13 protein-coding genes are annotated in these 11,557 nt (G+C 31.0%); 9 read left to right on the forward strand and 4 right to left on the reverse strand.

Annotated features, from left to right (window positions below):
• Positions 1–2 precede the first annotated feature (2 nt).
• From MHM83_RS00940 to MHM83_RS00970, 7 genes are all read left to right on the forward strand, one after another.
• Entirely contained in the window at positions 3–761 is a 759-nt protein-coding gene (locus tag MHM83_RS00940) for an MbnP family protein (RefSeq protein WP_073182169.1), read from the forward strand.
• Positions 762–763: 2 nt separating this feature from the next.
• Complete coding sequence (locus MHM83_RS00945; RefSeq protein ID WP_239178152.1) at positions 764–1,831, forward strand: cytochrome-c peroxidase; 1,068 nt, start codon at positions 764–766, stop codon at positions 1,829–1,831.
• Positions 1,832–1,967: 136 nt separating this feature from the next.
• Entirely contained in the window at positions 1,968–2,297 is a 330-nt protein-coding gene (locus MHM83_RS00950) for a HesB/IscA family protein (RefSeq protein WP_047789909.1), read from the forward strand.
• A 33-nt stretch (positions 2,298–2,330) separates the two neighbouring features.
• On the forward strand, positions 2,331–3,779 hold the full coding sequence (gene sufB, locus MHM83_RS00955; protein WP_073182171.1) for a Fe-S cluster assembly protein SufB: 1,449 nt from the start codon (positions 2,331–2,333) through the stop codon (positions 3,777–3,779).
• A 91-nt stretch (positions 3,780–3,870) separates the two neighbouring features.
• Positions 3,871–4,623, forward strand: coding sequence for a Fe-S cluster assembly ATPase SufC (sufC, locus tag MHM83_RS00960; RefSeq protein WP_047789907.1), 753 nt, complete (start codon positions 3,871–3,873; stop codon positions 4,621–4,623).
• A gap of 96 nt (positions 4,624–4,719) precedes the next feature.
• Positions 4,720–6,033, forward strand: coding sequence for a Fe-S cluster assembly protein SufD (gene sufD / locus MHM83_RS00965; RefSeq protein WP_073182172.1), 1,314 nt, complete (start codon positions 4,720–4,722; stop codon positions 6,031–6,033).
• A gap of 232 nt (positions 6,034–6,265) precedes the next feature.
• Positions 6,266–6,958 carry a LytTR family DNA-binding domain-containing protein gene (locus MHM83_RS00970; RefSeq protein ID WP_239178153.1) on the forward strand — a complete coding sequence of 231 codons (693 nt, stop codon included), beginning with the start codon at positions 6,266–6,268 and terminating at the stop codon, positions 6,956–6,958.
• Between the two features lie 3 nt (positions 6,959–6,961).
• Here the strand turns inward: MHM83_RS00970 and MHM83_RS00975 are convergent, their stop codons facing one another.
• Entirely contained in the window at positions 6,962–7,564 is a 603-nt protein-coding gene (locus MHM83_RS00975; protein WP_239178154.1) for a hypothetical protein, read from the reverse strand.
• A gap of 6 nt (positions 7,565–7,570) precedes the next feature.
• Positions 7,571–8,380, reverse strand: coding sequence for an alpha/beta hydrolase (locus MHM83_RS00980; RefSeq protein WP_239178155.1), 810 nt, complete (start codon positions 8,378–8,380; stop codon positions 7,571–7,573).
• A gap of 227 nt (positions 8,381–8,607) precedes the next feature.
• Here MHM83_RS00980 and MHM83_RS00985 point away from each other — a divergent pair, with 227 nt between their 5' ends.
• A complete protein-coding gene (locus MHM83_RS00985) occupies positions 8,608–8,811 on the forward strand; it encodes a hypothetical protein (protein WP_239178156.1) in 204 nt (67 codons plus the stop codon).
• Positions 8,812–8,942: 131 nt separating this feature from the next.
• Complete coding sequence (locus MHM83_RS00990; RefSeq protein WP_239178157.1) at positions 8,943–9,662, forward strand: DUF547 domain-containing protein; 720 nt, start codon at positions 8,943–8,945, stop codon at positions 9,660–9,662.
• 42 nt (positions 9,663–9,704) lie between these two features.
• Here MHM83_RS00990 and MHM83_RS00995 read toward each other — a convergent pair whose 3' ends face one another.
• Both MHM83_RS00995 and odhB read right to left on the reverse strand, forming a co-directional pair.
• On the reverse strand, positions 9,705–10,076 hold the full coding sequence (locus MHM83_RS00995; RefSeq protein ID WP_047789902.1) for a VOC family protein: 372 nt from the start codon (positions 10,074–10,076) through the stop codon (positions 9,705–9,707).
• A 203-nt stretch (positions 10,077–10,279) separates the two neighbouring features.
• Positions 10,280–11,488: a 2-oxoglutarate dehydrogenase complex dihydrolipoyllysine-residue succinyltransferase gene (gene odhB / locus MHM83_RS01000; protein ID WP_206337263.1), complete on the reverse strand. Its 1,209-nt coding sequence runs from the start codon at positions 11,486–11,488 to the stop codon at positions 10,280–10,282.
• Positions 11,489–11,557 lie beyond the last annotated feature (69 nt).

The raw sequence follows: 11,557 nt of genomic DNA on the forward strand, positions 1-11,557 counted from the left end.
AAATGAAATACTTTTTAACTTTTTCCCTTAGTCTATTACTATTTTCTTGTAGCTCAGATAATGATGAACCTATCAAAGAAGTTTCAGTAAAACTAAAATTTAGTCAAAATTGGGATGGTACTTTAATTGAAAAATCTGACTTAGAAAGCACTGAATTCACTAATAAAAAAGGAAGTAAACTCTCTATAAGCAGATTACGCTATTTAATCTCACGTATTAGCCTTGTTAATGGTGCAGGAGATACAACTAAATTTGACAGTTACAAACTAATTGACCTAAGTAAACCAGACAGTTTAACCTACGCTCTTTCTAAAAAAATATCAGAAGGAAGCTATAAACTACTTTTTACCTTCGGTTTTAATAATAGTAACAATTTAAGTGGAACATATCCAGATTTAAACTCTGCTGATTGGAATGTACCAGATATGATGGGAGGAGGATACCACTTTATGCAATTAGACGGTAAATACAAAGACACCTTAGGGGTAGAAAACCCATATAATTTTCATGCTGTAAGAGCTTATGACAAAGAAAAAGATTCTATTTTAGATACTTCTTTTGGAATTGAAACTGGCTCTATCCTCTTAAAAAACAATGCTACAATAGAAATTAAAATGAATGTAGCTGGATGGTTTAAAAGTCCTAATGACTGGGATTTAACCAAAAAAAGTGTTGACTTAATGATGGATTTTGAAGCTCAGAAAGAAATTTCTGAAAATGGGAAAAGTGGTGTATTTAGTTTAGGAAATATTTCTCAATAATAATGATGCTAAAAAGTATATATCTTTCTTTTCTACTGTTTCTTTTACTTAGTTGTTCTTCTAAAGGAGAAGAAGAAAGTATATATACTCCTGTTCCTACTAGTTTAGAAATCCCTAAATTATTTCAACAAAAATTAATAGCTCCTGTTATTCCAGCTAACAATCCTCTAACAAAAGAAGGAATAGCTTTGGGTAAAAAATTGTTTTTTGACCCTATTTTATCAAAAGACAACACACAATCTTGCGCTAGTTGTCACGACCCTAAAAACGCTTTTACCGATGACACTCGTTTTAGTGAAGGAGTCGATGGTAAATTCGGAACGCGAAACTCAATGCCGCTTTTTAATTTAGCTTGGAATTTTGATGAACGTTTTATGTGGGACGGAAAAGAACTCAGTATTGAACGTCAAGCATTCTCTCCTGTTCGTAATCCAATTGAAATGCACAGTGACTGGAAAAATGTATCTAAAAAACTACAAGAACACGCTGAATACCCGACCCTTTTTCAACGAGCTTTTGGAGCATCAAAAATAGACTCAACATTAGTTACCAAGGCAATCGCTCAGTTTGAAAGAACTCTAATTTCTGGAAATTCAAAATTTGACCAACACCTTTTAGGTAAAGTAGAGTTAACTCCTGAAGAACAAAATGGGTTTAATGTGTTTATGGACGAAACTAGAGGAGACTGTTTTCATTGTCATGGAAGCGACAACAACCCTTTATGGACAGATAACAAATTCCACAACAACGGTTTAGATGAAAATTTTACCGATTTAGGATTAGGCACCGTTACAGGTGACCCTAATGATAACGGAAAGTTTAGAAGCCCCTCTCTACGAAATTTAAAATTTTCCGCTCCTTACATGCACGATGGACGGTTTACTACTTTAGAAGAAGTTATAAACCATTATTCTGAAGGTTTAAAATTATCTTCTACAATAGATCCCTTAATGAAGAAAGCCAATCAAGGAGGAGTACAACTCTCAGATAAAGATAAAGCAGACTTAAAAGCTTTTTTGCTAACCCTTTCTGATGATGATTTTGTAAACAATACTGATTTCAAACAATAATCTTCTAACAATCAACCTGTAGATTTAAAGTATAAACAATTTTTATTGCTTAATAACTATATTCATTTCAAAAAATGATATAAATCATATTTTGTCATTATCTTTGCAGTCACTTAGATTTAATCTATTTAAAACGATGATAAAAGTTTCAGACACAGCAAAAAAGAAAGTCATTGAACTAATGACTGATGACGGATTTGACACTACAACTGACTTTGTTCGTGTTGGGGTAAAAAGTGGCGGTTGTTCAGGATTATCATACGACTTAACTTTTGACAAAACCCAACAGGAAAACGACAAGGTTTTTGAAGACAACGATGTAAAAATTATTGTTGATAAAAAGAGTTTTTTATACCTAGTTGGAACAACTTTAGAATATTCTGGAGGTTTAAACGGTAAAGGATTCGTATTTAACAATCCTAATGCTAACAGAACTTGTGGTTGCGGAGAGAGTTTCTCTTTATAAACCTATACATCACAAAAAGAATACAAAAAACTGATGAGTAAATACACCGAGGACGATTTAAGAGAAGAATTAAAAACCAAAGAGTACGAATATGGTTTTTATACTGATATTGAAAGTGAAAAGTTTCCTAATGGAATAAACGAAGATATCGTTCGTGCCATTTCTAAAAAGAAAAATGAGCCAGAATGGATGACTGAATGGCGTTTAGAAGCTTTTAGAATTTGGGAACAAATGGAAGAACCAGAGTGGGCTAATGTTACCTACAAAAAACCAAGTTTTCAAGATATTTCTTACTACTCAGCTCCTAAACAAAAACCTAAATTAAATAGTTTAGATGAGGTAGACCCTGATTTATTAGCAACTTTTGAAAAATTAGGAATTTCTTTAGAAGAACAAAAAAGGTTAGCAAATGTAGCTGTTGATATTGTAATGGATTCTGTTTCTGTTGCTACTACTTTTAAAGAAACCTTAGCTGAAAAAGGAATTATTTTTATGCCAATTTCTGAAGCTATTCAAGAGCATCCAGAATTAGTACGAAAATATATTGGTTCTGTTGTACCACCAACTGACAACTTTTACGCTGCGTTAAACTCGGCAGTATTTTCAGATGGATCTTTTTGTTATATTCCAAAAGGAGTTCGTTGTCCAATGGAATTATCTACTTACTTCCGTATTAACGAAGGAGGAACAGGACAGTTTGAGCGTACGTTAGTAGTTGCAGATGAAAGTAGTTACGTTTCTTACTTAGAAGGATGTACTGCTCCACAACGTGATGAAAATCAATTACACGCAGCAGTTGTTGAGCTTATTGCTTTAGACGATGCTGAAATAAAATATTCAACAGTTCAAAACTGGTTTCCTGGAGACTCAGAAGGTAAAGGAGGAGTATATAACTTTGTTACCAAAAGAGGTTTGTGCGAAACCAATGCTAAAATTTCTTGGACGCAAGTTGAAACAGGGTCAGCAATTACATGGAAGTACCCAAGTTGTATTTTAAAAGGAAATAATTCTGTAGGTGAATTTTATTCAATTGCTGTAACAAACAATCATCAACAAGCCGATACGGGTACTAAGATGATTCACTTAGGAAAGAATACCAAATCAACTATTATATCAAAAGGAATTTCAGCAGGTAAGTCGCAAAACAGTTATCGTGGTTTAGTTCAAATAAATTCAAGAGCAGAAAATGCACGTAACTTCTCTCAATGTGATTCTTTATTAATGGGTAATGAGTGTGGTGCTCATACTTTTCCTTATATCGAAGCTAAAAATAAATCGGCTCAAATAGAACACGAAGCTACTACTAGTAAAATTGGTGAAGATCAATTATTTTACTGTAATCAACGTGGTATTGATACTGAAAAAGCTATTGCATTAATTGTTAATGGGTTTAGTAAAGAAGTATTAAATAAGCTTCCAATGGAATTTGCTGTAGAAGCTCAAAAATTATTAGAAATTTCGTTAGAAGGTTCTGTAGGATAATTAACCTAATGTGTTAATTATAAACACAACAATTATTAAAAATTAAACGTACGCTTATAGTCAACAGCTTAAAGCCAATAGTATAAGAACAATGTTAAAAATAGAAAACTTACACGCACAGGTAGAAGACAAAGATATTCTTAAAGGAATTAACTTAGAAGTAAAAGCAGGAGAGGTTCATGCAATTATGGGACCAAACGGTGCAGGTAAAAGTACCTTATCATCTGTAATTGCCGGTAATGAAACTTACGAAGTAACTTCTGGTTCTATTGAATTAGAAGGAGAAGATATTAGCGAATTAGCTCCTGAAGAAAGAGCCCATGCTGGTGTATTCTTATCATTCCAATACCCTGTAGAAATACCTGGTGTTACTGTTACAAACTTTATTAAAACAGCCATTAACGAATCTCGAAAAGCCCAAGGTTTAGAAGAAATGCCTGCTAAAGATATGCTTAAAAAGATTCGTGAGAAATCAGAATTATTAGAAATCGATCGTAAATTCTTATCTCGTTCTTTAAACGAAGGATTTTCAGGAGGTGAGAAAAAACGTAATGAGATTTTCCAAATGGCTATGTTAGAACCTAAATTAGCTATTTTAGATGAAACTGATTCTGGTTTAGATATTGATGCTTTACGTATTGTGGCTAATGGAGTTAATAAGTTAAAATCTAAAGATAACGCTGTAGTAGTTATTACCCACTATCAACGTTTATTAGAATATATCGTTCCTGATTATGTACACGTTTTACATGATGGAAAAATTGTTAAAACTGGAGATGCTTCTCTTGCTTTAGAGCTTGAAGAAAAAGGATACGATTGGATTAAAGCAGAGGTAAATAGTTAAAAAGTTGAAAAGTAAAAAGCGAAAATTTGCTCATAAGATAAGCCATTTTTCAGTTTTACAAACTTTTATACTTTATAAACTTTACAACTAAAAACAATGGAGTTGAGAGAAAAAATATTATCATCATACGTAGCTTTTGAAGACAATGTAAATATTAATTCAGATTTACATGAAATAAGAACAAAAGCACTACAAAATTTTGAAAAATTAGGCTTTCCTACAAAAAAATTAGAAGCTTGGAAATACACTTCTTTAAATTCAGTTTTAAAAGAAGATTATAGTATTTTTCCTGATAGAGATGCTTCTGTAGAGTTTGCTGATGTAAAAAAATACTTCATTCATGAAATAGATAGCTATAAAATAGTTTTTGTGGATGGTAAATACAGTTCTTTTTTATCAACTACTACTCATGATGGAAAAGATATTTGTTTATTATCTGCTGCTTTTTCTAAAGAAAAGTATAAGCCTATTATTGAAAAATATTTTAACAAAATTGCTAAACAAGACAATTTAACGTCTTTAAATACAGCTTTTGCTACAGAAGGTGCATTCATTCACATCCCAAAGAATGTTGAAGTTGAAAAACCTATTCAGATAATTAATTTTACTACAGGTAAAGAACATGCAACCATGTTACAGCCTCGTAACTTAATTATTGTAGAGCAAAATGCACATGTTCAAATTATAGAACGTCATCAAAACCTTAACAATAATGCTGTATTAACAAATGCCGTAACTGAGATTTATACAGATACACATGCTACAGTAGATTATTACAAGATTCAGAATGACAATAATGATGCTTCTTTAGTTGATAATACATATATCGAGCAACAGAAAGAAAGTACATGCTCTGTACATACTTTTTCTTTTGGTGGCAATATTACTAGAAACAACTTAAACTTCTACCAAAAAGGAGAATATATTAACTCTATTTTAAAAGGAATTACCATTATTGAGGGGAAACAACACGTTGACCATCATACTTTGGTAAACCATATAGAGCCTAACTGTGAAAGTCACCAAGACTATAAAGGTATTTATACCGATCGTTCTACTGGTGTGTTTAATGGTAAAGTTATTGTTGAAAAAGAAGCTCAAAAAACAAATGCTTACCAACAAAACAACAATGTTTTAATAAGTGATAAAGCAACTATAAATGCTAAACCTCAATTAGAAATTTTTGCTGATGATGTAAAATGCTCTCATGGTTGTACCATAGGTCAATTAGACGATCAAGCTTTATTTTATATGCAGCAAAGAGGTATTCCAAAGAAAGAAGCAAAAGCTTTACTTATGTACGCCTTTGCAAATACTGTTTTAGAGAGTGTTAAAATACCAGAGGTTAAAAAAAGAATTACCAAATTAATTGCCAACAAATTAGGGGTTAATATTGGTTTTGAACTATAAAACAAACAAAAGGCATTATATTTAATAATGCCTTTTTAATTCTTTAAATGTTATGAAATATAAGTTTTTAAAAAGCTTATCAACCCCTTACCCATATTTATTTCATACCAAAAGAAATCTTATCATTGCTTGTATACTAAGTATTGTAATATTCTTAGTTAACTATTACTTTTCTCAAAATACTGTTACAAACAATTTTTATCCTTGTCTAACGGCTAGTATAGTTACTTTTTTGAGCATCTTATTTTTTACTGAATTGGTGCCCAACGTTTTTTTCACTTCTGAAATTAAAGAAAATTGGAATACTTTAAGAGAATTTTTCTTTACTCTTGGTATTCTTATTTCAATAGCTCTTTTTCAAAATAGTTTTCTGTACCCTATTAAAAATAGTGTTAATAGTAATTTTTTTTTAAGTTTTATTAATACTTTCTCTTATGTTATTTTAATCGGTACTACACCTATACTCATTATTATTTGGATAAACTATGTGGTTATTTTAAAAGAAAATTTAAGAAGTGTTAAAGCGTACAATAAAGAGCTCGAGAAAGAATTAAAACAAAAAAACAAAGAGATTGTTTTATCTATAAAAACGAATAATATAAATGAGACATTAATTCTTGATTTGGCTACTTTTTTATTCGCTAAATCCGAAGGGAATTATGTAGACATATACACTAAGACTCTTAACTCTGTAGACATTAAACCATACAGAATATCTATTCAAAAATTACTTAATAATTTATCTGATTACCCCTTTATTTTAAGTACACATCGTTCTTATATAATTAATATTAAAAATATTAGAAGAACCTCAGGAAATGCGAGGAACTATAAAATTTCATTTCCTAATGTTTCCCATGAGGTTCCTGTATCTAGAAATAAATTTAAATTATTTAAAGAGAAGTTTGACAAGTTTTATAAATAGAATTTATAATGTATATCCTACTCCCATTCCAAAAAACAATCTTGAATCAAAATCACCTGGTCTAAACCTTCCGCTATCAACAATTCCTTTTAATGAACTCCAAACATCAAAGGTTATAGTTATTCTATTAAAAGTATAACCTAGAGAATTTATCATTCCGTAATTAAAGTAAGAATGTGAGTTTTTATACTTTTCATATACACCTAAGTGATCTATATATAAACTTCCTTTTGATTTTAAGTTAGTATAGCCAAGAAAAGGTTGAATTGACATGTAAAATCTTCTTTTATTAAAAGGATAAAAACTAAAATCTACCAAACCAACAACAGATAAGTCTCTTGTGTAGCCATCAACAAAACCTGTAAACATATTTTCGTCTTCATTAATAAAACTGTTTTGATAGGCTGCTCCTACCATTAAGGTAATCTTCTTACTTTCCAACAATTTCCTTTTCGCTTTAAAAACAAAACCATAATGCTTTCCAAAACTTGTATTAATTATATCAGTCGTATAGCCCAATTCTAATTTCCACTTTCTTGTAGTATCATGTTCTTGAGCATTCATAAAAAAACTACTTAACAATACTATATATAAAATTTTCTTCATTTTTTCTTATTCAATAATTTGTAATCCTTTTTTAAACCCTTTAATTGGACTATTTCTATGAGAGGTGTTTTCTAATCTTTCGTAACTGAAATTAAAATCATTATAGTTACTCAATTTTAGTCGTTTAACCATTGCATCAAATGATGCGTTCATACCAACTCCCTCTATGTCTCCCATAGCCATGTAAAAAGATTTGCCATCTAACAAACTTAATTCCTTAGCTTCTTCCTCTAAATCGAAAATAAATGAGTTATACCACATTAAATTAGGGCTTACCACAATTGCATTATCAAAAGGGTTTTCTTGTTCTTCTTGCATCATAACATATAAAGCAAAATAACCTCCAAGTGAATGTCCATAAATTGTTTTTGTTAAACTCTTTATTTGATAATCTTCTTCAATCACAGGGATTAACTCAGAATTTAAAAAGCTAATAAACTTCTTTGCTCCTCCTGAATCTCCATCAAAATCTCTGTCATATGGGTAAGAATAATCTGTACCTCTTTCATTATCGCCCGCATAACCTATGCTCACTATAATGGTATTTTCTTTTTTTTCTAAACTTAACATTTGCATACATTCATTATAATAGTCGTCACCATCTAATAAATAAATCACGTGATAATCTTTAGTTACATCAACTTCTTCAATACTCCCTATTTTAATAGTATACTTAAAATTTGTTGAGTTCGATTTTAGAGTAAATTTTTGCTGTTTAATGTTAGAAGGTAAATCTTCTTCAGTACAACTCATAAAGAAAAAGAGTATAAAACTTAAAAATACAAAAGGGCTTTTTGTGTAAGAATGCGTAATCATTTTTTATGTTTTTTATTAATCCGCATCAAAAATATCTCTCTCACTTGCCTTTAAATATTGTAAAAAGATATATGGTATGAAATGTTCTTTATTTGTGACAAATGGACTCTTCATAATATCGTTTAAATAGTAACACCCCTTTAATAAATACTCTTTAAACCTGATGGAAGAACCTTCTTTATTAAAACTGAAATATTATTTTTCTATATTTATAAAAACTCTTTATTATGAATAAACCTATTAAATCGGTATTACTAATCGCTGGTATTGTAATTCTTGTGTATGGAATTTATACACTTATTCAACCAGAAACACAAACTTCTATTGGTGATATAGACTTGGTCAAAGCACAAAACAACACTAATTCTTACCTTAGCATTACTATAGGTATTGTTGCTATTGTTATAAGCTCATTTGCTGGTAAAAAATAATAATCTCTATTTCTCAGTTTAAAAACCACCCTAACAGGTGGTATTTTACTTCTATAAAATTTTATGTAATGAATTAAATTTATCTACGTCAAAAGTATCGTAAACTAATTTATTTACTTAAAATTTAAAAAATGCGAAAAACAATTACTCTCACCTTTACCTATTTACTAATTTTTGTGAGTGTTCAAACACAGGCACAAACTGATGTATATGATGCTTTATTAAAAACCTATGTTGATTCTCAAGGTAATGTGGATTATAAAGGGCTAAGAAAAAATCGGGCGGTTTTAGATATATATATAAAGCATTTGAATAACACCATACCTAGTAATAAATGGTCGCAAAATAAAGCAAAAGCTTTTTGGATTAACGCTTACAATGCTTATACAATCAAATTAATTTTAGATAGTTATCCTTTAAAAAAAATTACCGACATTAAACGTAAAGGAAGAAATGCTTGGAAGATTCCTTTTGCTTCTGTTGGTAAAAAACTATACTCGCTAGATTATATTGAGCATAAAATACTTCGTAGATGGCATGATGACCCTAGAATTCATGTTGCCTTAAATGCAGCATCTAAATCTGGACCTCGATTTGTAAATTTTGCTTTTACTAAAGAGAATATAGAAGAAGCGTTGGAAAACTTAATGAAAGCTTTTATAAACGACTCCACAAAAAATAAGATTACGTTAACTAAAGTTGAAGTTTCAAAAATATTTCAATGGTACCAAGAAGACTTTACCTCTCGTAATACTTTAGTAGATTATATAAATAAGTACTCTCACATTAAAGCTAATGATAATGCCGAAGTGCTATATTTGGACTACGATTGGAGCTTAAACAACAAATAGATTACGTTTAAAAGATGAAAGACACATCTTGTTTTTCATCTTTTAAACATGCTGGTCTATTAAAATCATGTTTCCATCAGGATCAAAGAAAACGATGCTAGAAGGGCCCGAAGTCTCTTCATCTGCCTCACTTTTCAATTTGATGTGATTTTCTTTTAAATGTTGTTGAATGGTTCTTACATCGTCAAAGTCATCTAACTCATTGGCATTTTCATCCCAACCTGGATTAAAAGTAAGAATATTATTTTCAAACATACCTTGAAACAACCCAATTAACGAATTACCATTTTTCATAATCAAATAATTGCTTTCTATTTGACCTGCAAAAACAGTGAATCCCAACGTTTCATAAAATTCTTTCGACTTATTAATATTTTTCACTGATAAACTAATTGAAAAGGCTCCTAGTTTCATAATTTTATAGCTTTAATTTTTTTCTTCAAAAAATATAATACTCCCTTTTTACAAATAAATTTTTAGTCTGTTTAATAACAATTTATGACAGTAAGAAGAGTGTATAAGATAATCATTTTATTCAATTCATCCTTTTAAAAATAAATAAAAAAATCCCACACAAGTTGTGTGGGATTTTTTTATTTATCTGTATAAACTTTATACTACATTTCTAAAGCTTTGGTAGGGTTATTATTCATTAATAGCTCTACAGGATTTTCTAACGCTTCTTTTACAGCTACTAAGAATCCAACAGACTCACGACCATCAATAATTCTGTGATCGTATGATAATGCTACATACATAATTGGTTGAATCACTACTTCGCCATTAACTGCCATTGGGCGATTTACAATATTATGCATTCCTAAAATCCCACTTTGTGGAGGGTTGATAATTGGTGTAGATAACATAGAACCAAATACACCACCATTCGTGATAGTAAACGTACCTCCTGTCATTTCATCAACTGTAATTTGTCCGTCACGTGCACGTAATGCTAAACGCTTTACTTCGCTCTCAACTCCTCTAAACGTTAAATTTTCAGCGTTTCTTATTACTGGCACCATTAATCCTTTAGGACCTGATACTGCAATAGAAATATCTTGGAAATCGTGACTTACTTTGTAATCTCCATCAATCATAGAATTTACATCTGGATACATTTTTAAAGCTCTTACTACTGCTAAAGTAAAGAATGACATAAATCCTAAACCTACACCGTGTTTTGCTTTAAACGCTTCTTTATATTCGTTACGTAAGTCGAAAATTGGTTGCATATTAACCTCATTAAAAGTAGTTAACATCGCTGTTTCGTTCTTTACAGAAACTAAACGTTGCGCTACTTTACGACGTAACATTGATAACTTTTTACGCTCTGTACCACGAGATCCCATTCCTGGAGTTCCCATTGAAGGCACTGCTTTTACAGCATCTTCTTTTGTTACACGACCGTCTTTACCAGTTCCTTTAACATCAGATGGATTCATCCCTTTTTCAGCTAATACTTTCTTAGCTGCTGGAGATGCTGTACCAGTTGCATATGTTTCTTTTGCTGGTTCAGCCTTAGGTGCTTCTTTTTTCTCCTCAGTTTTTGGTGCAGCTGCTTTTGGTGCTCCAGCTTCATCTGGCTTTGCAGCATCCATATCAATATGACAAACTACTGCTCCTACTGCTACTGCATCACCCTCTTCAGCTTTTAAAGTGATTATTCCGCTTTCTTCCGCAGGTAATTCTAACGTTGCTTTGTCAGAATCTACTTCGGCAATTGGTTGATCTTTCTCAACGTAATCACCATCTTCAACTAACCAAGTTGCGATTTCTACTTCTGTAATTGATTCCCCCGGAGAAGGAACTTTCATTTCTAAAACCATCAGTTCTAAATTTTATATATCTGAATTATTTTATTTCTTTTATTTGGGCGTTTCCCTATCGGGTCGGGC

Source organism: Tenacibaculum sp. Mcav3-52 (genome assembly GCF_022347665.1).
GTDB lineage: Bacteria > Bacteroidota > Bacteroidia > Flavobacteriales > Flavobacteriaceae > Polaribacter > Polaribacter mesophilus.

Bases quoted from the DNA above. Each gene is read 5' to 3' on its own strand.
- MHM83_RS00940 (WP_073182169.1), top strand. From the start codon at position 3: ATGAAATACTTTTTAACTTTTTCCCTTAGTCTATTACTATTTTCTTGT.
- MHM83_RS00945 (WP_239178152.1), top strand. From the start codon at position 764: ATGATGCTAAAAAGTATATATCTTTCTTTTCTACTGTTTCTTTTACTT.
- MHM83_RS00950 (WP_047789909.1), top strand. From the start codon at position 1,968: ATGATAAAAGTTTCAGACACAGCAAAAAAGAAAGTCATTGAACTAATG.
- sufB (WP_073182171.1), top strand. From the start codon at position 2,331: ATGAGTAAATACACCGAGGACGATTTAAGAGAAGAATTAAAAACCAAA.
- sufC (WP_047789907.1), top strand. From the start codon at position 3,871: ATGTTAAAAATAGAAAACTTACACGCACAGGTAGAAGACAAAGATATT.
- sufD (WP_073182172.1), top strand. From the start codon at position 4,720: ATGGAGTTGAGAGAAAAAATATTATCATCATACGTAGCTTTTGAAGAC.
- MHM83_RS00975 (WP_239178154.1), bottom strand. From the start codon at position 7,564: ATGAAGAAAATTTTATATATAGTATTGTTAAGTAGTTTTTTTATGAAT.
- MHM83_RS00980 (WP_239178155.1), bottom strand. From the start codon at position 8,380: ATGATTACGCATTCTTACACAAAAAGCCCTTTTGTATTTTTAAGTTTT.
- MHM83_RS00985 (WP_239178156.1), top strand. From the start codon at position 8,608: ATGAATAAACCTATTAAATCGGTATTACTAATCGCTGGTATTGTAATT.
- MHM83_RS00990 (WP_239178157.1), top strand. From the start codon at position 8,943: ATGCGAAAAACAATTACTCTCACCTTTACCTATTTACTAATTTTTGTG.
- MHM83_RS00995 (WP_047789902.1), bottom strand. From the start codon at position 10,076: ATGAAACTAGGAGCCTTTTCAATTAGTTTATCAGTGAAAAATATTAAT.
- odhB (WP_206337263.1), bottom strand. From the start codon at position 11,488: ATGGTTTTAGAAATGAAAGTTCCTTCTCCGGGGGAATCAATTACAGAA.